General features: G+C 69.5%; 19 protein-coding genes. 12 read left to right on the forward strand and 7 right to left on the reverse strand.

Features of this window, described 5'->3' with window-relative positions:
- Positions 1-87: 87 nt before the first annotated feature.
- Positions 88-882, forward strand: a complete 795-nt coding sequence (locus G4D86_RS38785; RefSeq protein WP_163999334.1) for an SDR family NAD(P)-dependent oxidoreductase — start codon at positions 88-90, stop codon at positions 880-882.
- 195 nt (positions 883-1,077) lie between these two features.
- A complete protein-coding gene (locus G4D86_RS38790) occupies positions 1,078-2,022 on the forward strand; it encodes a CPBP family intramembrane glutamic endopeptidase (RefSeq protein ID WP_163999335.1) in 945 nt (314 codons plus the stop codon).
- Between the two features lie 41 nt (positions 2,023-2,063).
- On the opposite strand, the gene G4D86_RS38795 is transcribed toward G4D86_RS38790, so the two are convergent.
- Complete coding sequence (locus tag G4D86_RS38795; RefSeq protein ID WP_163999336.1) at positions 2,064-4,100, reverse strand: amylo-alpha-1,6-glucosidase; 2,037 nt, start codon at positions 4,098-4,100, stop codon at positions 2,064-2,066.
- Between the two features lie 229 nt (positions 4,101-4,329).
- Positions 4,330-4,530 (reverse strand): hypothetical protein, encoded by a 201-nt coding sequence (locus tag G4D86_RS38800; protein WP_163999337.1) that lies wholly within the window; start codon positions 4,528-4,530, stop codon positions 4,330-4,332.
- A 369-nt stretch (positions 4,531-4,899) separates the two neighbouring features.
- On the opposite strand from G4D86_RS38800, the gene G4D86_RS38805 reads away from it, so the two are divergent.
- The 9 genes from G4D86_RS38805 to G4D86_RS38845 all read left to right on the forward strand — a co-directional run bounded on the left by G4D86_RS38805 (position 4,900) and on the right by G4D86_RS38845 (position 15,146).
- Entirely contained in the window at positions 4,900-5,472 is a 573-nt protein-coding gene (locus tag G4D86_RS38805) for a polysaccharide biosynthesis/export family protein (RefSeq protein ID WP_163999409.1), read from the forward strand.
- A gap of 84 nt (positions 5,473-5,556) precedes the next feature.
- The gene (locus G4D86_RS38810; protein ID WP_240360712.1) at positions 5,557-6,705 is read left to right on the forward strand and encodes a porin family protein; all 1,149 of its coding nucleotides are present in this window, start codon (positions 5,557-5,559) and stop codon (positions 6,703-6,705) included.
- A 14-nt stretch (positions 6,706-6,719) separates the two neighbouring features.
- Positions 6,720-8,147, forward strand: a complete 1,428-nt coding sequence (locus tag G4D86_RS38815) for a GumC family protein (protein WP_205520123.1) — start codon at positions 6,720-6,722, stop codon at positions 8,145-8,147.
- A gap of 30 nt (positions 8,148-8,177) precedes the next feature.
- Positions 8,178-8,915 (forward strand): CpsD/CapB family tyrosine-protein kinase, encoded by a 738-nt coding sequence (locus G4D86_RS38820; protein ID WP_163999340.1) that lies wholly within the window; start codon positions 8,178-8,180, stop codon positions 8,913-8,915.
- Between the two features lie 95 nt (positions 8,916-9,010).
- Positions 9,011-10,378: a polyisoprenyl-phosphate hexose-1-phosphate transferase ExoE gene (gene exoE / locus G4D86_RS38825; RefSeq protein WP_163999341.1), complete on the forward strand. Its 1,368-nt coding sequence runs from the start codon at positions 9,011-9,013 to the stop codon at positions 10,376-10,378.
- Positions 10,379-10,491: 113 nt separating this feature from the next.
- Positions 10,492-11,571: a gluconeogenesis factor YvcK family protein gene (locus G4D86_RS38830; RefSeq protein ID WP_163999342.1), complete on the forward strand. Its 1,080-nt coding sequence runs from the start codon at positions 10,492-10,494 to the stop codon at positions 11,569-11,571.
- A 35-nt stretch (positions 11,572-11,606) separates the two neighbouring features.
- A complete protein-coding gene (locus G4D86_RS38835) occupies positions 11,607-12,725 on the forward strand; it encodes a GNAT family N-acetyltransferase (RefSeq protein ID WP_163999343.1) in 1,119 nt (372 codons plus the stop codon).
- Positions 12,722-13,891 (forward strand): DegT/DnrJ/EryC1/StrS family aminotransferase, encoded by a 1,170-nt coding sequence (locus G4D86_RS38840; protein WP_163999410.1) that lies wholly within the window; start codon positions 12,722-12,724, stop codon positions 13,889-13,891. The genes G4D86_RS38835 and G4D86_RS38840 overlap by 4 nt, the downstream gene beginning before the upstream one ends.
- 52 nt (positions 13,892-13,943) lie before the next feature.
- Positions 13,944-15,146, forward strand: coding sequence for a GNAT family N-acetyltransferase (locus G4D86_RS38845; RefSeq protein WP_163999344.1), 1,203 nt, complete (start codon positions 13,944-13,946; stop codon positions 15,144-15,146).
- 56 nt (positions 15,147-15,202) lie between these two features.
- Here the strand turns inward: G4D86_RS38845 and G4D86_RS38850 are convergent, their stop codons facing one another.
- The gene (locus G4D86_RS38850) at positions 15,203-15,781 is read right to left on the reverse strand and encodes a hypothetical protein (protein ID WP_163999345.1); all 579 of its coding nucleotides are present in this window, start codon (positions 15,779-15,781) and stop codon (positions 15,203-15,205) included.
- A gap of 138 nt (positions 15,782-15,919) precedes the next feature.
- Positions 15,920-17,683 (reverse strand): family 43 glycosylhydrolase, encoded by a 1,764-nt coding sequence (locus tag G4D86_RS38855; RefSeq protein WP_240360713.1) that lies wholly within the window; start codon positions 17,681-17,683, stop codon positions 15,920-15,922.
- A 125-nt stretch (positions 17,684-17,808) separates the two neighbouring features.
- On the opposite strand from G4D86_RS38855, the gene G4D86_RS38860 reads away from it, so the two are divergent.
- A complete protein-coding gene (locus G4D86_RS38860) occupies positions 17,809-19,185 on the forward strand; it encodes an RING finger protein (RefSeq protein ID WP_163999346.1) in 1,377 nt (458 codons plus the stop codon).
- An 11-nt stretch (positions 19,186-19,196) separates the two neighbouring features.
- Here the strand turns inward: G4D86_RS38860 and G4D86_RS38865 are convergent, their stop codons facing one another.
- Genes G4D86_RS38865 through G4D86_RS38875 form a run of 3 tightly spaced genes read right to left on the reverse strand, consistent with a single transcriptional unit; the run spans position 19,197 to position 21,392 of the window.
- Positions 19,197-19,889 (reverse strand): hypothetical protein, encoded by a 693-nt coding sequence (locus G4D86_RS38865; RefSeq protein ID WP_163999347.1) that lies wholly within the window; start codon positions 19,887-19,889, stop codon positions 19,197-19,199.
- A 21-nt stretch (positions 19,890-19,910) separates the two neighbouring features.
- Entirely contained in the window at positions 19,911-20,882 is a 972-nt protein-coding gene (locus G4D86_RS38870) for a tetratricopeptide repeat protein (RefSeq protein ID WP_163999348.1), read from the reverse strand.
- 3 nt (positions 20,883-20,885) lie between these two features.
- Entirely contained in the window at positions 20,886-21,392 is a 507-nt protein-coding gene (locus tag G4D86_RS38875) for a cytochrome c-type biogenesis protein (protein ID WP_163999349.1), read from the reverse strand.
- Between the last annotated feature and the right edge of the window lie 79 nt (positions 21,393-21,471).

Raw genomic sequence — 21,471 nt, forward strand, 5'->3', positions numbered from 1 at the left:
AGGACAGGCTGCGTCCCTCCGCACGGGAGGCGTGCGCCCGGCCCTGGGCCCCGTTAGAGGGTGCGGCCAACTTCGGGAGTGGAACGCATGGACCTGGAACTGAAGGACAAGGTTGCGCTGGTGAGTGGCTCCACGGCGGGCATCGGCTTGGCCATCGCGGAGGCCCTGGCCCAGGAGGGCGCGGAGGTCATCGTCAATGGCCGCACGCAGGAGCGCGTGGACGCGGCGCTGAAGGAGCTTCGTGGGAAGCAGCCCGGCGCGAAGCTGCGCGGCGTGGCGGGTGACCTGGGAACACGCGACGGCGTGAATCGGATGCTCAAGGAGGTGCCCCGCGTGGACATCCTGGTGAACAACCTGGGCGCGTTCGCGCCGCACGCCTTCGAGGAAATCACCGACGAAGATTGGTTCAGCATCTTCGAGGTGAACGTGATGAGCGGCGTGCGGCTCAGCCGCCACTACCTCAAGGGCATGCGCGAGAAGAACTGGGGCCGCATCCTCTTCATCTCCAGTGAGTCCGGCATCCAGATTCCGGTGGAGATGGTCCACTACGGCGTCACCAAGACGGCGCAGATTGCGCTGGCTCGTGGCATCGCCGAGGGCACGATGGGGACGAACGTCACGGTGAACTCCATCCTCCCCGGCCCCACGCGCTCGGAGGGCGTGGAGGGCTTCCTGGCGAACCTGTCGCGCCAGCAGGGCGTGGACGTGGCCACGGTGGAGCGCGACTTCTTCAAGAACGCGCGTCCCTCCTCGCTGCTCCAGCGCTTCGAGCGGCCGGAGGAGATTGCCGCGCTGGTGGCCTTCGTGTGCAGCCCGAAGTCCTCCGGCATCAACGGCGCCGCGCTGCGCGTGGACGGCGGCGTGGTGCGCGCCATCGCCTGACGCGGCGGAGCGGGCCGGAGGGCTCCCTGTTCGGAAATGTCGGGGGGTTGCGCCCGCCCCTCAAATGTCCCGATATTTCCGAACAGCACGGTCCCCGAGGCCGCCCCCGGCAGTGCTCGGCCGCGGGGCGGGTGACGGGCCACGGCCCGCGTGCGAGCATCGACGGAACGCTCCTCCACGGAAGCACCCGCGCCCATGGCTTCACCGTCCACCTTCCGCCGTGTCCTCCAACATCCCTTCACGCGGCTCGTGCTCTGCGTCGTGCTCTCGGTGGTGCTCGCGCTGCTGCTGCATGGGCTCGGCCGGCTTCTCGGGCTGCAGCGGCTCCTGCCCGGCAACCCCGGCCTTCTGCTCTTCGCGGTGTTCAACGCCACCGGTGTCCTGCTGGCGATGTGGCTGGTGGAGTGGGGCACAGGACGCCGCACGCTCGCGCAGCTGGGCTTGGGACGGCATCGGGCCCTGCGCGACCTGGGCCGGGGCCTGCTGCTGGGCCTGGCGTTGCTCAGCGCGGTGGTCGGAATCATGGCGCTTGCCGGCTGGTACCACCTGGTGGACGGGCCTCCGGAGACGCTCCAGGACGAGGCCCGCGACGCGCTCTGGTGGGCGGCCATCTTCACGGCGGCGGGCTTCTTCGAGGAGGTGGCCTTCCGCGGCATCGCCTTCCGGCTGCTGGAGGAATGGTTGGGCTCGGCTGCGGCGCTGCTCCTCAGCAGTGCCTTCTTCGGCCTCGTCCACGCCATGAACCCGAATGCCACCTGGTTCGCCACGCTGGCGATTGCCCTGGAGGCGGGAGTGCTCCTGGCCGCGGCGTACATGCTGACCCGCTCGTTGTGGTTCGCCACCGGAGTGCACGTCGCCTGGAACTGGACCCAGGGCGCGCTCTTCGGCGTCGCCGTCTCGGGCACGGACGTGGCTTCACTGCTGGAGAGCCGGACCGAGGGCCCCGCGGCCTGGACGGGCGGCGCGTTCGGCGCGGAGGCGGGCGGCGTGGCGGTGTTGTTGTGCACCACCGCCGGAGTCCTGCTCCTGGTGTACGCGGCGCGCAGGGGGCAGTGGGTTCCTTTCCTGCCCCGGCTCCGAGCGCGGCGAGACGCCGAGATGCCGGCGCCCGAAGCCGCGCCGCCCGGCCTGACGCCGTGACGCCGTGAAGGCGGGCCACGCGTCGAAGCGCGGCCCTCCGCTCACGTCACATGCGTCTTCATGAACACGCGCAGCGCCTCGGCCACGCTCCACGCCTGGGCGATGCAGCCGCGCGGCCGGAAGGGCTCGCTGGCATCGAAGATTTCGCTGATCTGCCCGATGCCCGTGTTCAGCAGATGCTCCTCCATGCCCCGCAGGAGCGCGCGCGCCGCCTGGACGTCCGGGTTCACCTTCAGCGTCGCGTCTACATAGTGGCCGATGAGCCAGCCCCACACGGTGCCCTGGTGGTACGCCGCATCCCGCGCGCGCAAATCACCATCGTAGTTCGCCTTGTAGTCCGCACTCCCCGGCGCAAGGCTGCGCAGGCCCACTGGCGTCACCAGGTCGCGCCGCACCACCTCCAGCACGGGCTCCCAGCGCTCACGGTGCAGCACCGGGTGCTTCAGGGAGATGGCGAACACCTGGTTGGGGCGGATGGCCGCGTCCTCCTTCGCGTGCTCGCCGTCCACCACGTCGAAGAGGCACTGGAGCTTCTCGTTCCAGAAGCGCCGGTTGAAGCTGCCGTACGCCTTCTCCGCCGCCGCGAGGTAGGGCCGCGCGTCGTGTCCCAGCCGCTCCGCCCAGGTGGCCATCAGTCGCAGGGCGTTGAACCACAGGGCGTTGATTTCCACCGCCTTGCCCCGGCGCGGCGTCACCACCCAGCCGTCCACCTTCGCGTCCATCCACGTGAGCTGATAGCCGTCCGCGCCCTGCCGCAGCAGCCCGTCCGCCGGGTCCACGCCGATGTTGAAGCGCGTGCCCTTCTGGTGGTGCTCGATGATGGAGCGCAGCGTGGGGAAGAGGTCTTGCAGCAGCTCCGCGTCCTTCGCGCTCTCGAGGTAGCGGTCCACCGCGTGGAAGAACCACAGCGTCGCGTCGGCCGTGTGGTAGACGCCCTCGCTCTCGCCGTCCGGGAAGTAGTTGGGGATGAGGCCGTCGCGCACGTAGTGCTGGAAGGTGCGGAGGATGGCCGCCGCCTCGTGGACGCGGCCCGTGCACAGCGTCAGGCCGTCGAACGAAATCATCGTGTCCCGGCCCCAGTCGGTGAACCAGTGATAGCCGGCGATGACGCTGCGCGCGTCCTGGCCCATGGAGCGCGCCCACGCGTCGTCCGCGGCGCGCATCGGGGCGATGATGAACTGGTCCGCCGCCAGCACCAGCCGCGCGGGTACTCCGGTCCGTGCTTCCGGCGGGGCGCGGCTGATGAGTCGCTGCTCACGCTCCAGCTCCAGTGTGAAGACCTCGGCCGGGTCGCGCTCCAGGCAGCTCCAGGCGTCCGTGGTGATGCCCAGCGCGAGCGTCTCGCCCGGTGCCACCTTGCAGTCGAAGTAGCCCGGGGAGTGTTGCATCTCCGTGTGCTCGTACCCCCGCGCCTTCTCCACGCGGTAGCGCTGCACGGCGGACGTCTCTTCCAGCCCCACGAAGGGCGAGGCGCGGCTGCCGTACATGCGCAGGCGCACGGGCGGCGCGTCATCGCCGATGCGCAGCTCCACATGAGGGCCCTCGAGGACGACTGTGGCCTCCAGGTGACGGGAGGGAATGGGCCTGTCGTGCGGACGGTCCACGGGGAAGGGGCGCAGTCGCAGAGACACTTCCGGCCCGGACACGTGCTCCCAGGCGATGAAGACGGTGTTCTCGCCGTGCGCCATCACCAGCTTGCGCCGCAGCCGCGCCGGGCCGAGCTGGTACTCCCAGACAGGCACCAGGCCGTCGAGGTGGAAGTCTCGCAGGTGCAGCGCCCCGTCCTCGCTCGAGGTGCCGTCCGCGCGCTCCTCGGAGCCGAGCGCGTACGTCTTCCCGCCCACGTCCGCGTGCTCCACCAGACGCGCCAGCAACACCGTGCGGCCGCGCTTCTCCAGGTTGGGAATGAACAGGCCGTGGTAGCGGCGCGTGTTGCAGCCCACCACCGTGCCGGACGCGTAGCCGCCGCGGCCGTTGGTGACGAGCCACTCGTCGTGCAGCGCCTCGCGGAAGTCCGGGCCTGTGGGCCACTCGAAGCCAAGGCGGGGGAGAGAAGGGGAGGAAAGGTCCACAGTCACGCCGTTTTCTCCTCGGTGCTCGTCGGCACCCGCGCGCTCCGTCCGGGGACGTGCCGAGGCGACGTTGTGCATGCGGACCGTGCGAAGAAAGCACTGGGACGCGTCGCTGCACGGGGAAGCGGCCTGGCGTGCGGACGAGACATCTGTTGTCTCCTCGGCCGCCGAGCAGCCTCGAAATGAAAAGGGGCCCGGCCCTTTCTACAGGCCGGGCCCCGGACTCCTGAAAAGACTACGCCTGCTTCGCCACGCTTCCGGTCGGCGCCGTTGCCGTCGCCTTGCCGTTGAGCAGCGAGCTGCTCGCGTAGAGAGCCAGACCCACGACTCCCAGCACCGCAGCTTCCATATGAGACGCGAACGACACGCCCATCAACGTCATGGCCCCAGTGCCCATCGCGAACGCCGCCGCCACCGCCCCCGCCGCCTTCCTCATCCGCCTTCTCCCGGGCCCCCCGGCCCCTGTTGTGTGTACCGTGTTGCCTCGCCCGTCTTCCTTATCAAGACGCGTGCCACGCACGGCACGTGCGGAATGGGAAGGCGTGTGGCCTGGGGTGGGTAAACCTCTTCTCTGATCTGACCCCTCCCTGCAGAAATCACTGGATGAGACGCCAGTACGATGCCGGAAAAATTTCCTGGAGCCGGGGACCTCTCCAGGTGGGGCACTTCGTAACCCACGACGATCCATGGACTTTCCCTCCCCACGTCGCGTGGCACACCCGCTGCTATGGGACTGCCGCCGGAAGCGTGGCGCACGAGACTTCGAGGCCACGTGCGAGACATCCGCAGCGAGGGAGAGCAGACGATGGGCAAGACGAGCGCGGGGTTCTGGACGGTGTTGGGCGTGATGCTCCTGGCGGGCTGTGCCCACCAGCCGAATGTGAAGGTGGACAACTCGGAGCAGCCCTACCGGATTGGTCGTGAGGATGTGCTGGACATCGCCGTGTGGCGGGATCCGGAGCTGTCGCGGACGCTGCCGGTCCGTCCCGATGGCTTCATCTCCATGCCGATGGTGGGCGAGCTCCAGGCCGCGGGCAAGACGCCCACGGAGCTGGCCGAGTCCCTGAAGCACAGCCTGCAGGCGTATGTGCAGGAGCCCCGCGTGACAGTGATTGTCCGCGAGGTGAACAGCAGCCGGGTGTTCGTCACCGGTGAGGTCCACAACCCCGGCGCCTATCCGCTCCGGGGTCGCGTGTCGCTCCTGCAGGCGATTGCCCTGGCGGGCGGCTTCACGGACTTCGCCAACTCGGACGGCATCGTGGTCATCCGCACCGACTCCAACGGCGGACAGATTCCGGTGCGCTACAGCGACCTGATCTCGCCCGACGGTGGCCAGGAGCTGTTCCTGCGGCCGGGTGACACCATCGTCGTGCCGTGAGTGGTTTCGCGTGTCGTGACGGGTTTCAGAGGTATGGGCGTCGTGGTTCGGGACGGTGGGTGGCGTGTGGGACGGAGGGCGACGGTGAAGGGCAACTGGAAGAAGTGGCTGCTCACGGGCCTGATGCTCGTCGCGCCAGCCGCACGGGGCGCGACGGTGTGGGAGCCGAAGGTGCGGCTCACCGCGGAGGAGCGCTACGACGACGACCTGCGGCTGGGTGATGGCGCGGCCGGCGGCCAGCTGATGACGAAGCTGACCCCTCGGCTGGGCGTGGAAGGTGGAGACGGGCGGCTGAAGCTGGACGGCTTCTACGCGGCGGACCTCCTCATGCGGCACGGCTCCGGCAAGGTGACGCTGGACCACCGCGCGGGGCTCGAGGCCCACCACGTGCTGACGCGCCGGCTGAAGGTGGACTCGGCCGTCCGGGTGTTCCGCGTGACGGACCCGTCCTCGCTGCCGCGTGACGGCTTGGCGCGCTCCACGTCGCCCACGTTCTTCACCCAGGCGAACCTGAGCGCCACCGCGCGCACCACGGAGCGGCTGGACGTGCGCGCCGGCTACAAGTTCGAGGCGGTGCGCATCCTCGAGTCGGGGCAGCAGGCGGGCTACGCTCACACCCCGTCACTGGAGGCCTGGTACCGCTCCACGCGGCGGCTGAGCCTGGGCCTGGAGTACCGGTACCAGGGCTTCCTCTACCAGGGGGACCTGGCCCAGGCGAACGGGGTGGCGGCGGGGCTGCGCTACCGGCTGACGCGGCCCACGACGCTGCTCGTCCGGGCGGGCCCGGTCTACTACGTGGGTGCGAATGGCCTCGAGCGCGGCTGGGTGCCGCGCGTGAATCTGGAGTTGCAGCGGGAAGGCGAGCTGCTCGACGTGGGCGTGGCGGTGGGCCACGACCTGGTGGGCGCGAGCGGCTTCGCCAACGCGGTGTGGGCGGACTATGCGTCGCTGATTCTGGCGCGGCGCTTTACGCAGCGGTTCAACGCCTTCGGCGCGGCCAGCTTCTTCCGTAACGGCCGTGCGCCGGACCAACAGTGGGGCGTCTTCAGCGGTTCGCCGCTGGTGTCGCAGGGGTATGCCTTGAGTGGTGGGGTGGAGTACCGCATCAACCGGCGCGTAGCCGCGCAGGGTGCGGTGGACAGGATTGCTCAGGTGGGTGTGGCGGAAACGGCGGGCGCGGCGGACCTGACGCGCAATGTCTTCGCCGTCCGACTGGTGGTGACGCCTTGGTAGCTACAGCGAGAGGGATGGAGGAGGAGCGGAACATGGAGCGAGGGATGACGGCGGACCAGCTGCTGGCTGCCCTGTGGCGCCGCAAGGCCTTGGTGGGAGCCATCGCAGCGGCGGTCTTCGCGGTGGGCGCGGCCATCGTGATGACGCGGCCGAGCATGTACGACGCGTCGGTGGTGGTCCGCGTGGAGCCGCAGCGGCCGGGCGAGGAGATGGTGCAGCGCACGGTGAGCGAGCTCATCGAACAGCGGCTGCTCACGGTGAGGCAGGAGCTGCTCGCCCGCCCCGTGCTCCAGAAGGCCATCGAAGAGATGAACCTCTACCCGGACATCGTGTCCGAGAAGGGCATGGAGTCCGCGGTCGCCCAGATGCGCAAGGACCTCACGGTGCGCATCGAGGGTGACACGGCCTTCGAGCTCACCTACTCCAACCGCGACCCGCAGGTGGCCGCGCAGGTGGCCAACCGGCTGCCGGACATCTTCTCCGCGGAGACGCTGAAGATCCGCCAGACGCAGGCGGCGCGCGCCACGGAGCTGTTCAACGACGAGATGGGCAACCTGGGCGTCGCCGTCTCGTCCTGGGAGCGCAAGATTGCCCAGTTCAAGGTGGACCACCTGGGTGAGCTGCCCGAGCAGATGGAGATGAACATGCGCGGCCTGGAGCGCGTGTCCCAGCTGATGCAGACCAAGTCCGAGGAGCTGCGCGCCGCCGAGGCCCGCCGCTCCGACCTGGCCCGCGCCCGCAACGCGGTGGACAGCGAGGCCGGCCGGCTCGAGGCCGCGGAGAACGGCCTCACCCGCGCCCTGGTCAACGCCCGCACCCAGTGGACGGAGGACCACCCTGAAATCAAGCGGCTGTCCAGCGAGCTCGACACCATGACGAACAAGCGCAAGGACGCGGAAGGCCGGCTGTGGGCCGAGCGCGCCGAGCGCACCCGCGTGGCCCAGCTCATCGAGTCCGTGCAGAAGGACATCGTCGACCTGCAGAAGCAGGCCGAGGTCTACCAGGCGCGGCTCACCAACACCCCGCGCTGGGCGCACGAGCTGGCGGTGATGAACCGCGACTACGAAATCACCCGCACCAAGTACCAGAGCGTGGTGAGCCGCAAGGTCGAGGCCGAGCTGGCGCAGGAGCTGGAGGCCAAGAGCGCCAAGAGCCTCTTCAACGTCATCTCCCCGGCCGGTGTGCCGGGGGTTCCGGCCCGGCCGGACCGCGTGACGGGCATGCTCATCGCACTGCTGGTGGCCCTCGGCCTGGGCATCCTCACCGGTGCGGTGCTCGAGATGCGCGACGACAGCCTGCGCGACGGCACCGAGGTGCGCGAGCGCCTCACGCTGCCGGTGCTGGCGGTGGTCCCGGATATGCATGGCAAGACGGAGCGGCGGATTCTGATGCCGTCTTCGGGGGCTCGAAACAGCGTGTCTTCCCCCACGTCGTTGAACTGAGTCGCCGAAGAAAGGACGGAGGACCAAGAGATGGATCAGACGATGGAGCGGGCGGGCAACTTCCTCCCCCGAGTGGATGACAACGCGACGGGTGGGAACGTGGTGGACCGTCGCGTGGTAACGCTGACGGCACCGGCTTCGGCGGCGGCGGAGCAGTACCGCAGTCTTTATTACCGGCTGGAGCGGATGCGGGATCTGCGGCCGATGAAGGTGGTGGCGCTCACCTCGGCCATGCCCGGCGAGGGCAAGACGGTGACGAGCGTCAACCTGGCGCTCGCCGCGGCCCGGGCGAACCCGGAGCGCCGCATCCTGCTGGTGGATGCGGACCTGCGCCGGGGCGGCGTGGCGGCCATGCTGGGCATGCGCAACAAGACGGGCCTGGCGGAGCTGTTGGCGGGTGAGTGCGAGGTGCGGGACGTGGTGCGGCGCTTCAACTCCACGCGCCTGGCCATCATCCCCGCCGGCGCCACGCCGGAGGAGCCCACGCAGGTGCTGGCCAGCGCGCGGATGAAGCAGTTCCTCAAGGCCGTGCGCGAGGGCTTCGACGAGGTGTACGTGGACCTGCCGCCGACGCTGCCGTTCGCGGACGCGGCGATTCTGGGCCACCAGGTGGACGGGGTGCTGATGGTCATCCGCGCCAACGTCACGCCGGGCAAGTCGGTGCACCAGGCGGTGGAGAGCCTGGGCGGCGCGCCCATCCTCGGGTGCGTGCTGAACGGCGCGGAGACGCAGGCGACTCCGTACCTGAAGAACTACGAGAAGAAGTAGCACCGGGCGGCCTTCGCCCCTCGCCCCCTGGCAACGGGGGGCGGGAGGCTGGAGGCGGATGCGAGGTTGGTCGGGCGGGTAGGTTGGAGGGGCACGTGCTCCGCGTTTTTCACCACTATTTCTCTGCAAAGAAACTGACGTTCTTCCTCGCCGAGAGCTCGGCGATTGCGTTGGCCTGTGTGATGGGCGCGGCGGCCTGCGCGGCACTCTTCGCTCCCGCGGGGACTCAGCCCCCGCTTTCCGAGATGTGGCCCACGTTGCTGGGACTGGGCGCTTCGTTCGTCGTCACCTTCCAGTTCACGCTGTACCTGTTGGACCTGTACGACTTGCGTGTGGCGGCCGAGGACCGGGTGCGGGGCTACCGGTTCCTGAAGGCCGCGGGCGTCACCGCCATGGTGGCCGGCGGGGTGATGCTGGTGGTACCGCTGGTGCTGCCGGTGGCGCTGCCTCCGGGCACGCTGCTGGGCGGGGCGATGGGCGCCCTGGCCGGCACCCTGATGGTGCGGGTGTCCATCCGCGCCGTGGTGGGCGCACCGGACACCGTCCTCCTGGTGGGGGATGGCCTCAAGGCCCGCGCGGTGGCGAGCGCCATCGAGGCGGGTGGCGAGGGCAGCTACCGCGTGGTGGCCCTGGTGGACCCGCGCGTCACCTCCGAGCCGCTGGAGCAGATGGCGGCCCGGCTCAACGCGTCCTATGTCGTGCAGGCGGCGGACGACATGCGCGGGGCGAACTGGGTGGAGTCCCTGCTGAGCTGCCGGCTGCAGGGCCGCCGGGTGTACGAGGCGGCCGGGTTCTGCGAGCGGGTGCTGCGCCGCATTCCGGTGCAGTTCCTCCGGGCGAGCGACTTCGCCTTCGCGGACGAGTTGACGGTGTCGCCGCTGCGCCGCTCGCTCAAGCGCGGCTTCGACATCCTGGTGGCCTCGCTGCTCTTGCTGGCCGCCTCGCCCTTCCTGCTGATTGTCGCGGTGGCCATCAAACTGGACTCGAAGGGGCCCATCTTCTACCGGCAGGAGCGCACCGGCCTGGCGGGCAGCACCTTCCACTTGTGGAAGTTCCGCAGCATGCGCACCGACGCGGAGAAGGACGGCGCGGTGTGGGCCCGGGCGAATGACGACCGCGTCACGCGGGTGGGGCGCTTCATCCGCCGCACGCGCATCGACGAGATTCCCCAGGTGTTCAACGTGTTGATGGGGGAGATGAGCTTCGTGGGGCCCCGGCCGGAGCGGCCGGTCTTCGTGGAGCAGCTGAAGCAGCAGATTCCGTTCTACGGGCTGCGCGAGGCGGTGAAGCCGGGCCTGACGGGGTGGGCGCAGATTCGCTACCCCTATGGGGCCTCGGTGGAGGACGCGCGCAACAAGCTCGAGTTCGACCTGTACTACGTGAAGAACGGCTCGTTGTTCCTGGATGTGGGAATCATCTTCCACACCGTGAGGCATGTGCTTCTCGGTCGTGGGGCTCGGTAGAGCGTTGCTGGCAGTACCGCTGCGTTGGCCTCTTTCTTGGATGAGAGGCCAGCGCGGCGGGCCCGCCGGGTGTTGGGTGGCGGGTCTTGGGCGTCGTGGATGGGGGTCGGGCAATGATGGGGATGGACTTGGATTCGTCGCTCCCGGAAGGTTGGGAGGACACGCGTCGCCGGCTGGAGCAGGAGCGCGAGCGCAACGAGATTTTGCAGCCCCAGGTGGAGCGGCCCACGCGCATCGTCGCCATTGGCGGCGGGACGGGGCTGCCCATGGTGCTCCGCGGCCTGGCCCGGCGCGCGCTGCCCAGGCCCGGGGATCCGGGCGTGGACATCACCGCAGTGGTGGCCATGAGCGACGACGGAGGCAGCTCGGGCCGCCTTCGCCGCCTGCACGGGGCACTGCCTCCGGGCGACATCCGCAACTGCCTGGTGGCGCTCGCGGGTGGGAAGAATGCGATGAAGGACGTCTTCCAGTTCCGCTTCGGCGGGGCGCGCGGCCTGGCCGGGCACGCGGTGGGCAACCTGCTCATCGCCGCGCTGGCGGAGCTGAAGGGGGACTTCCTCGAGGCGGTGCGCATGTCCGGTGAGCTGCTGGGCGCGCGGGGGCAGGTGCTGCCCTCCACGCTGTCCTCGGTGCAGCTGGTGGCGCAGATGCATGACGACACGGAGGTGGTGGGCGAACGCAACATCTGCCGCGCCCACGGCCGCGTGCGCCGGGTGTCGCTCAGCCCGCGCTCGCCGCCGCCGGTGGAGGGGCTGCTGGAGGCCATCTACACCGCGGACCTCGTCGCCATTGGCCCGGGCTCGCTCTACTCGAGCGTGCTGCCCAACCTGCTGGTGGACGGCGTGTCCCAGGCGCTGAAGGAGACGCGCGCGCTGAAGGTCATGGTGTCCAACCTGATGACGCAGCCGGGTGAGACGGACGGCATGACGTGCCTGGACCATGTGCAGGCCGTCATCGACCACGTGGGCCCGGTGCTGGACGCGGTGCTGGTGAATGGCACCTCGCCCACGGACGAGTCCATGAAGCGCTATGCGCGGCGTGGCTCCTTTGTCGTCCCGGTGGACCGCCGCGACTTGATTGCCGCCGGCGTGGTGCCGGTCCAGGCCGACCTCCTCAAGGAGGGGTCCAGGATCCGACACGACAGCCGCAAGGTTGCCTCCTGCCTCCTGAAGATGGCCCGCAGCGGCTTGTAGCCGCGCGGAGTCGTCACCACCTTTGGCGCCCGATAATGGAAGCTAGACAACTCAACGCCCGGCCGTCCGTCGTGGAAGTCAACGACCGGGCGGCCTTCATGACCCTGGAAGCCGAGTGGAACGCGCTCGTGGAGGCCACCTCCAACGAGCTGTTCTACCGGCACGAGTTCCTGCGCATCTGGCTGGACAACTTCGCGCCCGGTGCGCGCCCGCGCGTCCTCACGCTGCGCGACGGCGACGGCCGGCTGACCGCGGCGCTGCCGCTGTGGGAGGAGCGCACCACCCTGTACGGGGTGCCGGCGCGGCAGCTCTCCGCGATGGCGAATGTCCACTCCTGCCGCTTTGACTTGCTGGCCAGGGAGCCGGACGTCGCCGCGGCGGCCTTCCTCGCGCACCTGCGAGAGGTGGGCGGGTGGGATGTGCTGCGGTTGACGGACGTGCCGGACGGCGGCGCGGCCTGGCGGCTGCATGCCCAGGCGCGTGAGGCGGGAATGCCGGTGGGGGAGTGGGAGTCACTCCAGTCGCCCTACATCCCCCTGCCGTCGAGCCGGGACGCGTACCTGGGCAAGCTCCAGTCCAAGTTCAAGGCCAACTGCCGGCGGCGGCGCCGCAAGATGGAGGAGCGCGGCCGCGTCACCTTTGAACGGGTGGACGGCGGGCTGGGCCTGGAGGGTACGCTGGAGGAGGGCTTCCTCCTCGAGCAGAGCGGCTGGAAGGGCGAGCGCGGCACGGCGATGGCGCAGGACGCGCGCACGCGCGGCTTCTACACGGAGCTGGCGCGGGACGCGGCGTACCGCAAGCGCCTGGCGCTGTACTTCCTGCGGGTGGACGGCAAGCCGGTGGCCTTCCACTACGGGCTGGAATACGGCGGGCGCTACTTCCTGCTCAAGCCCGGCTACGACGAAAGCCTGCGCGAGTGCAGCCCGGGGCAGCTCCTCATGGAAGAGGTGGTGGGGGACTGCATCGACCGGGGCCTGGGCGAGTTCGACTTCCTGGGGCCGGACATGGTGTGGAAGCGCGACTGGACGGACAAGGCGCGCCGGCACACCTGGCTCTACGTATTCAATGACTCCGCCTTCGGCCGGGCGCTGTGCGCGGCCAAGTTCCGGTGGGGACCCGCGATGAAAGAGGTGGTGGCGAGATGGAAGCGATGAAGCCCACGGGGAAGCTGTTCGTACCGTCCCTGCCGACGCTCTGGCCGCACATGTTGATGTCGCGGCCGAAGCCGGGGGCGCTGCCCCCGTTCTCCTCGCCCAACGTCCGCTACTTCTACTTCGCCCGCAACGCCATCTGGCTCACGGTGAAGATGCTGGGCCTGGACGCGGGTGAAGTCCTGATGCCCTCCTACCACCACGGTGTGGAGGTGGAGGCGCTGGTGGACGCCGGCGCCACGCCGCGCTTCTACCGCGTGGGCAGCCGCTGGGACGTGGACCTGGAGGACGTGGCCCGCCGCATCGGCCCGAAGACGAAGGCCCTGTACCTCACGCACTACGCCGGCTTCCCTGGCCCCGTGCAGGAGATGCGCAAGCTGGCGGACGAGCACGGCCTCATCCTCATCGAGGACTGCGCGCTGTCGCTGCTGTCGTCGGACGGCCCGGTGCCGCTGGGCACCACGGGCGACGTGGGCATCTTCTGCCTCTACAAGACGCTGCCGGTTCCCAATGGTGGAGCGCTGGTCGTCAACGGCCCGCGCCAGTACAGCCTGCCGGAGCCTCCGGCGCCGCCGTCCGCGTCCACCTTCAGTCACACGGTGTCCGCGCTCTTGCAGAACCTGGAGCTGCGGGGCGGGGCCTTCGGCCGCTCGCTGCGCAGCACGGTGCGCGCGCTGGGTCACGGCACGGTGAAGGCGGCCAGCATCGAGCGCGTCGCCACGGGCACGCAGCACTTCGACCGCAAGCACGTGGACCTGGGCATGAGCCCGCTGACGAAGCGGATTGCCCAGGCGCAGGATCTGGAGTCCATCGTCGAGCAGCGCCGGCGCAACTACTTCTTCCTGCTGGGGCGGCTGCGGGACGTGTCTCCGCCGCTGTTCAACCAGCTGCCGCCGGGGGCGAGCCCGCTGTTCTACCCGATGGTGGTGCAGGACAAGGCGGAGGTGCTGGCGAAGCTGCGGGCGCAGGGCATCGACGCCATCGACTTCTGGAAGCGCTTCCACCCGGCGTGTGACGCGTCGGCGTTCCCCGAGGTGGCGCAGCTGCGGCGGTCGATTGTGGAGATTCCGTGCCACCAGGACCTGTCGCCGGAAGTCATGGCGGACGTGGCGGCGGCGGTGCGCGAGGCGCTGAAGTCGGACCGTCGGACGAAGAAGCGCGCGGGCTGAACAGGACACAGGGTACAGGGGAGGGACATCGTCCCTCCGGGAGGGCGGGGCGGTGATTCGCGAGGAAGAGCTGACGCAGGGGCCGCAGGTCGCGCAGTGGCTGGAGGTGGGTGCCGTGGGCAGCCCCTCCGCGCTGGCGGGCATGCGGAAGGAGTGGGACGCGCTGCTCGACGCGAGCGACGCGGGCCCCTTCAACGCCTGGGAGTGGCTCTATCCCTGGTGCCGGCGCATCGCGACGAACCGGCGTCCGCTGGTGCTCACGGCGAGGGACCGTACGGGGGCGCTGGTGGGGCTGATGCCGCTCTCCGTGGAGTACCGGAGCGTGGCGGGCGTGCCGGTGCGGCGCCTGAGCTTCCTGGGTGAGACGCACGTGGGCAGCGACTACCTGGACGTGGTGGCGAAGCGCGGCCACGAGCAGGAAGTGGCGCGGACCTTCGCGCGGATGCTGTACGCGCTGCGCGACGAGTGGGACGTGCTGGACCTCACCGACTTGCGTGAGGGCTCGCCCACGGTGGACGTGCTTCGCGAGGCGTTCCCCGGCGGCGACGTCCGCGTGGCGGAGCGCTACGTGTGCCCGTACGACACGCTGGACCCGAAGGAGCCATTCGACGCGTTCCTCAAGCGCACGGGCCGGCGCGACAACTTCCTGCGCCGGCGCAAGTGGCTGGAGAAGCAGGACGGCTACCGGATTGAGCGCACGGAGGCGCCGGGCGAGCTGGCGGCGCCGCTGACGGACTTCTTCCGGCTGCACTCGGCGCGGTGGGCATCGGACGGCGGCTCGCAGGGCATCAAGGGCAGCGGCGTGGAGGCGTTCCACCGGGATGCCACGCAGCTGCTGGCCGAGCGGGGCCGGCTGCGCATGTACACGATGAAGGTGGGTGGCCGGGCGGTGGCTTCGGTGTACGGCATCCTCCACCGGGACAGCTTCGTGTACTTCCAGTCCGGCTATGACCCGGAGTGGCGCAACCGCAGCGTGGGCCTGGTGCTGGTGGGCGAGACGTTCCGGGACGCGCTGGCGTCGGGCTGCAAGGAGTACGACTTCCTGCGCGGCACGGAGACGTACAAGTCCGACTGGGTGTCGAAGCTGCGGAACACCGTGTCCGTGCGCGTGCACAGTGGCACGTGGACCGGGCGCTGGTTCACCCAGTCCGAGGAACTGGCGCGCAACGTGCGCAACGGCGCCAAGGCAGTGATGCCGAACACGCTGGTGGAGAAGGTGCGCCGCTTCCGTCGGCGTCAGGCCGCGGTGGAGTAGGGCGCGGAAGCCATTCGCTCACCGCGGCGGAAGTCCAGCAGTTGTAGCGGCGCGGCTCAGGCCCGCGCCTGTTGCACCAGGACTGCGAGGGCGGTCTCCGAGTCCTCCAGCCACTGAATGCACCTCTCTGGATTGACCTCGATCCCACGCCCGACGTGTCCGACGAAGGCCGCGGGCACGTAGGCCAGGAGATAGCTCCGTACCGTTGGACCGGCGGGCTCATCGTGGAGGTCCGTGAAGAAGCCCACCCAGGTGTCCCATGGCGGGGTGTTGTGGTCGTCGAAGAAGCCCTCGCTCTGGACTTCCGCTCCACCATCTTGCGTCTCCTCGTCGGGAAAGAAGACGAGGAGACGGCCTGGCAGGGCTGCCCACTGGATGGTGGGGACGGTGAGCCTGGCCGCCTTCAGCTCTTCATCGCGGCGCCAGCTTGTCGTCCTCACGAGGTTCGCCGGGGTTAGCCCCAGGAGCCCCAGGTGCTCGACATCGACCGGGTCGGGAAGGCGACGCAGGCTGCCTCGAGGGTCGTCGGCCCTCGCTCGCGACTCACACCAAGCGACCGCCTCCGAGAGTGAGGCGCGGAGCCGCTCCAGCGACGAGGAACAGTAGGGTTCGGAGGCAATGAGCTTGTGGGGCATCGGGAGGGGCGCCGCGCGGCGAGGTGAGCATCATCCATGTCCGAGGCCTGGATGGCTGACACGGACCCGTGGCAGCGCGGTCGCGCCGCCACGTCGTCCCGTCAGTCTACCGCCAGCACCGCGTAGCGACCGCTCAGCTCAGGGAATGACGATCTCCGACTGCATGCTGCGGCCGTCATAGGCCGTGGCGCCGCAGCGGGCGTGGGCCCAGTCCCCATTCACGGCGGAGCAGATGCGGAACGCCTGGATGTTGGAGTACGGCACGTTGATGCCCGGCGTGTCGCAGCGCCCCTGGTAGGTCCACGAGAGGCTCTTGTTCACGGCCGTGACGCCGATGCACGGGCCAATCCACGCCCCGGTGTCCCGCCGCTGCACGTCGATGGAGTACTGGGCGGTGGTCTCCTCTTCGCTCCAGCTCAGGTCCACGAAGGGCGTGTAGCCACCCGGCAGGTTGAGGGCGACGTCGTCGGAGATGCCGTCATAGGCTGTCTCGACGAAGGGTCCCCAGGCGCCGTTGTTCGAATAGAAGATGCGGAACGCGGCGATGTCGCCCTTCGTCACCACGCGGTCGCCCGCGCTGCGGCACACGCCGTCAAAGACAGTCTTGTTGGACTGCCCGAGGATGCCCACGGCGAGGCACGGGCCAACCACCGTGCCGTCGCGCAGCACGACATCCAGCGAGTAGCTGTAGCCCGTCAGCTTGTTCCACCGCACGTTCACCTGGTTGAGCGAGTGCATCGAGCCGTCCGGCTTGAAGGCCACGCGTTGCTTGTACGTGCTGCGTGAGGTGAGGTTGCCCGCGGCGTCGAAGGCACCGACGTGGAAGACGTTGAAGACCTCACCCCGGCGCTCGACGAGGACGTTGTGCCCGTGGCTCTGCACCAGCCTGCCCGCGGAGTTGCGCAGCGGCTGGGAGAGGCGCCGCACCGCCCGCGCCCGCGTGAGCTGGGGAATGGAGTCTCCCATCACGTAGTACATGGCGTACTGGCTGTTGTACCAACCGCCGCTGAAGAGCAGGTAGTACTGGCCATTGCGCTTGAAGAGCTCGGGGGCCTCGTTGATGCCCTCCTCGTAGGCGGGCGTCGCGAACACGGCCGGGCCCGCGTGGTTGTAGACGGTGCCGGGCGCCGCGGTGTTGAACGAGGAGATGTTGTTGCCCCGGTCGAACCACACGTAGAAGAACCAGCGGCCCGACGTGTCGTTGTACGTGGCCGAGTCGATGCGGATGTTCCGGTTGCAGCCCTGCGGCAGGCACGCCGTGCCCGTGGAGGTGCGCGGGTACGTGGTGTTGGCGTTGATGGGCTGGGGCGCGCTGAAGTTGAAGTTCAGGTCTGGCGCCGTGGCGACGAAGGTCGTCACCTCCTGGCCAGCCGGCGGGCACGCCGCGCCATTGGGCACCCGGTGCGCCGAGAAGTAGAGCTGGTAGGCCCCGTTGTACTTGCCGAGGTCCGGCGCCCAGAGGAAGCAGTAGTCGTAGACGGGGTCCGCCGCCGACGGGTTGTAGTCCTTCTTGAAGTTGAAGGTCCGCAGGTCGTTCGACTCGTAGAGCGGCAGCAGCACGCCGTTGCCGGTGCCGGTGAGGAAGAACAGGTCGTCGTTCTCCTTGTAGATGTCCGGGTCGGCCAGCCACGGCATGAGCAGCGTGCGCGCGCCGAAGTCCGCGCCCCGCGCGGCGCAGGTGCCTCCAGTGAAGCCCTCATCACAGACGCAGACCGCGCTCCCCGCGTTGTCCTTGCAGACACCATGGCCACTGCACGTGACGCCGTCGCACACCCCGGCGAGCGCCTGCGGAGTCGAGACCTCGTCGGGAGCGGATTGCGAACCAGGAGATTGCTCATCTCCGCAGCCGGCGAGGGCCGCACAGAGAGTGGACAGGAGCACGACCATCCGGAGCGGCTTCATTGGGGGCCTCTTTCTCTGAAGTAGGAAATGCAGAATTTCCCGACAAATCAGAGGCGGCACAAGCGCGCTGTTGTCTTGGGCGACCCGGTTGCGCTCATTGGCGCATTTGAGGTTCCTTGCGTCGCATGGACGAAAGCCTCCTCCCGGACATCCTCGACCAGGTGGGCCGCCAGCCGCGCGAGTTCGGCACGGTGCAGCTTCACGTGGACCCGGTGGTCCGCTCGCCCGAGGGCACCCGTGCGACCGCGAGCATCTGGCTGCAGGGGGCCTTCACTCCGATGGCTCCGGACGCGAGCCTGCGAGTGCTCGACGCCGAGACTCGGCGGGAGCTGATGCGTGCACCCTTGCCCTCGCTGGAGCGCGGGCAGGTCCTGCGCTGGTCGCTGCCACTGAGCCTCGACGTCGAGGTGCGCGAGTTGCTCTTCCAGCCCGTGGCCCCTGTCCCCGAGGGCGCCGTGCGCGTCCGTCCGCCGTGGCGCCTCTTCGACACGCTGGAGTTGGTGAAGGAAACGCGCGCGGTGGGGAACACGGACTTGCTGGCCGCGGGCGCGGCGGTCTCCCTCGCCATGGGGCGTCTGCCGGTAGGTGCCCTGCTGCGGGCTTCCAGCGCGTCGGTCCAGGAGGAGATTCGCACGAAGCAGCACGCGGCCCGGGCCATGCCTGATGGCTTCGTGGTCGAAGTCACAGCGGGTCCGGCGTCGGAGGCACCGACTGAAGCGCCGGCTGCCATCACCGTCTGGGAGCCCGGCCAGCCGTTCGACGCGGCACCCTGGCGTGAGAGTTCTTCGGCGCTTCGTGAGGGAGACTCCCGCCGAGTGCAGTGCACTTGCGGCAAGGTGTCGCCTCGGGGGACGGAGTTCTGCCCGAGCTGTCTCGCGTCACTCGCGGGCGTCGCCGTGGCCGTGGAGGCCGTCGCTTCGCTGCCGCCCGACGGAGGCGCGGTGGGCGGACCGGAAGCAGGGCGTGTGGCCGCGGCACAGTCCGCCGACACGGGCCCTCGCTGTCCCCGCCATCCACAGGTGGAGGAGACACGCACCTGTCCTCGGTGCGGCGGCTTCTACTGTGACGGGTGCCTGCCGGAAGCCCTCGAATCCGAGCGGACGCACTGTCCTGACTGCCTGGATCGCGACAAGGTGATGGACCCGGTGCGCCTGCGTCGCGCGCTGATGCGCGACATGGCACTCGTCCATTGTGGCGTCGCGGTGGTGCTGGTCGTCGTCGGCGTGCTGGGCGCCCTGAGTGCTCCCTCCGACAAGGAGCTCTATTTCCTCGCGGGCGGCGCATGCTTCGCAGCCGTGTTCCTCGGCTTCGCGGGACTGCTGACACTCACCCGGAACACCGCGGTCGGCTGGGGCGTCTTCGCGCTCGATGTCCTGCTCGGCGGCGCGTTCTTGTTCCTGGGCGGCATCCTGGATGGCGGCGCCATGCTCATCGCGGCCGGCATCTCCTGCATGCAGCTCGTCCGGGCGCGGGGCCTGTCGCAAGCCCACGAGCCGGCCTGAAGCGCCGGACCTCAGGAGTTGTCGGCAGGTGGCGAGCCCGCTGACGGCACACGCCTCAGCACGAGCTTCGTAGGCGAGGACTCGAAGGATAGGGCAGGGTGCTCGGTCGTTCGTAGGAACCACGACTGCGGGTTCGCTAGAACGGGCTGGAGGTCGTGGATGATCGCGTTCGCGGTGAGCGGCACCCGCGCGTCGATGCAGCGCCCGTCGGGCTTGAACGTGACGAGGGTGTGCCAGGGCGGAGTGGCCGCACCCGTCTCGGGTGACCGAGGCTCTCCCGCGTCGAAGCGTTGACGGTACAGCCGCGTTGGCTGATGGACCTCGATGGCGAACCACTCACTCATGAGGTTGACGAGGCACAGCCCTGATCCGCGTTGGCTGAGGCCCACGCCCGCCATGAGGTACGAGAGCAGGTGCTCGATATGGGGCCCGCCATGCGGGCGCGCCCCGGTGTCCATGCTTCCGTCGTCATCGACGACCTGGATGACGCCGTCGGAGGTCCAGGAGACCTCGACTCGGGAACACTGCGCTCCGGTCGCGAAGAAGGGGTCGAGCACGGCATGGGCGACGAGGAGCGAGCAGCGCCTCTCCGGCCCGAGGTACATCTCCGGGCGGCGACGCACGGCCTCCGCGGGGGTGAGCTTCTCGATGTGCTCGGCGGTGTATTCGGGAAGTGGCTTGTCGCGCTTCGTCCGCTTCCCCATGACCGAGCCCTCCCCGTCACCTCACGGCGTGCCGCCACCCGTGACTTCGGAGCGCAGCTGCGCAATCGCGGGCCCGAGCTGCGGAGGCTGCATGTTGCGCGGCACCTCGACGGAGAAGCGCTCGAAGTGCTCCAGCGCCCTCGCCTTGTCGCCGCGCCGCAGCGCGAGGCTGCCCAGGAAGATGAGCGCCTCCTGCGCGTCCGGCCACGTGTCCACCAGCGTCGTCAGCTCCGTCTCCGCGCCCTGCAGGTCTCCCTGCGTCGCGCGCAGCACGCCGCGGTGCACGCGCAGCTCGACGTTGAACGGGTCCGCGGCCAGGCCCTTCGCTGTCACCTTCGCGGCCTCCTCGAACTCCTGCCGGCGGATCAGCTCGTGGCTCAGCAGCGCCGCGGACTCGACGTCCCCGGCGTTGGACTGGAGCCGCGCCCGGGCCTCCTGCATGTCCTGGCCTTCCTCCTGCCCGCCCATGCCGTCGCCCTGCTGCTGTTGCTGTGCCTGCTGGCCACCCCCCGGCATCCGGCCCGTGGCCTCGCGGCCGTCCTCGCGCGGCTGCTGCTCGGAGACGAGCAGGTAGCCCAGTCCGCCGAAGAACAGCACGATGCCCGCGCCCCACAGCGCGCCCGCGAGCTGCGGATTGCGCGATGCCCAGCCCGTGCCCACCGGGGCCGGCGTCCGCGCCTTCGCGCCTTCACCCGACGCCTTGCGCTTGAGGTGCTCGTCCTTCGCGCGCAGCGCACCGGCGGCCTCGCGCTCCAGGCGGGACTTCTCCGCCGCGTACTGCTCGGCGCCCAGGTTGTGCTTGTCGGCCTCCAGCGAGCGGAGCTGGTCGATGAGCGACTGCGCCCGCTGCGTCAGGTCGTCCAGCGCTCCGTCGCGCGGCTCGTTCGTGGTGAGCGCGCCGCGGCTGCGCTGGAAGATGAGCCAGGCGGCGGCGGCCACGAAGGCGACAGCCAGCACGATGATTCCGGGCAACCAGTTGGTCGTCTGCTGCATGGCTCAGCGCTCCATTTCCCGGCGCACGGCCTGGAGGTACGGGTCTTCTTCATCCGCCGGCGGGGTTCCCGCCGGTGTCGCCGGGGCGGCGGTCGTTGTCTTCGCGAGCTGCGTTTCGGGAGGGCCGCGCTGGAGCTGTCTCCAGATGACGAAGCCGCCCACCGCGAGCAGCGCCACGGGGCCCAGCCACACGAGCCAGTTGAAGCCCTGCGCGGTGGGCTCCAGCAGCACCCACTCGCCGTAGCGGGCGACGAAGTAGTCCACGACCTCCTCGTCGGTCTTCCCCTCGGCCACGAGCGAGCGCACGGTGTCGAGCTGGGCCCGCGCCATGGAGGCCGGGCTGTCCGCGATGGACACACCCTGGCACACGGCGCAGCGCAGCTGCTTGCCGAGCTGCTGGACGCGGGCCTCCAGTTTTGGCTCGAGAGGTTGGCTTCCGCCCTGCTGGGGCGCGTACTGGCCGGTGAGGAGGCTGAAGGCGAGGGTCAGCGACAGGAGGGCAGCGGTCATCGGACTCCCTGGAACCGTCCCTACGTAGCGCTACCGGGCCCATCTTGGACAGCGAAACCTGCGCGCCGGGCGCCCGTCC

Origin of the sequence: Pyxidicoccus caerfyrddinensis, assembly GCF_010894405.1 — a bacterium.
Classification (GTDB): Bacteria; Myxococcota; Myxococcia; order Myxococcales; family Myxococcaceae; genus Myxococcus; species Myxococcus caerfyrddinensis.

Excerpts from the sequence above, each read along its gene's own strand:
- G4D86_RS38785 (WP_163999334.1), top strand. The coding sequence starts at position 88 with ATGGACCTGGAACTGAAGGACAAGGTTGCGCTGGTGAGTGGCTCCACG.
- G4D86_RS38790 (WP_163999335.1), top strand. The coding sequence starts at position 1,078 with ATGGCTTCACCGTCCACCTTCCGCCGTGTCCTCCAACATCCCTTCACG.
- G4D86_RS38800 (WP_163999337.1), bottom strand. The coding sequence starts at position 4,530 with ATGAGGAAGGCGGCGGGGGCGGTGGCGGCGGCGTTCGCGATGGGCACT.
- G4D86_RS38805 (WP_163999409.1), top strand. The coding sequence starts at position 4,900 with ATGGGCAAGACGAGCGCGGGGTTCTGGACGGTGTTGGGCGTGATGCTC.
- G4D86_RS38815 (WP_205520123.1), top strand. The coding sequence starts at position 6,720 with ATGGAGGAGGAGCGGAACATGGAGCGAGGGATGACGGCGGACCAGCTG.
- G4D86_RS38820 (WP_163999340.1), top strand. The coding sequence starts at position 8,178 with ATGGATCAGACGATGGAGCGGGCGGGCAACTTCCTCCCCCGAGTGGAT.
- G4D86_RS38830 (WP_163999342.1), top strand. The coding sequence starts at position 10,492 with ATGATGGGGATGGACTTGGATTCGTCGCTCCCGGAAGGTTGGGAGGAC.
- G4D86_RS38835 (WP_163999343.1), top strand. The coding sequence starts at position 11,607 with ATGGAAGCTAGACAACTCAACGCCCGGCCGTCCGTCGTGGAAGTCAAC.
- G4D86_RS38840 (WP_163999410.1), top strand. The coding sequence starts at position 12,722 with ATGAAGCCCACGGGGAAGCTGTTCGTACCGTCCCTGCCGACGCTCTGG.
- G4D86_RS38850 (WP_163999345.1), bottom strand. The coding sequence starts at position 15,781 with ATGCCCCACAAGCTCATTGCCTCCGAACCCTACTGTTCCTCGTCGCTG.
- G4D86_RS38855 (WP_240360713.1), bottom strand. The coding sequence starts at position 17,683 with ATGAAGCCGCTCCGGATGGTCGTGCTCCTGTCCACTCTCTGTGCGGCC.
- G4D86_RS38860 (WP_163999346.1), top strand. The coding sequence starts at position 17,809 with ATGGACGAAAGCCTCCTCCCGGACATCCTCGACCAGGTGGGCCGCCAG.
- G4D86_RS38865 (WP_163999347.1), bottom strand. The coding sequence starts at position 19,889 with ATGGGGAAGCGGACGAAGCGCGACAAGCCACTTCCCGAATACACCGCC.
- G4D86_RS38870 (WP_163999348.1), bottom strand. The coding sequence starts at position 20,882 with ATGCAGCAGACGACCAACTGGTTGCCCGGAATCATCGTGCTGGCTGTC.
- G4D86_RS38875 (WP_163999349.1), bottom strand. The coding sequence starts at position 21,392 with ATGACCGCTGCCCTCCTGTCGCTGACCCTCGCCTTCAGCCTCCTCACC.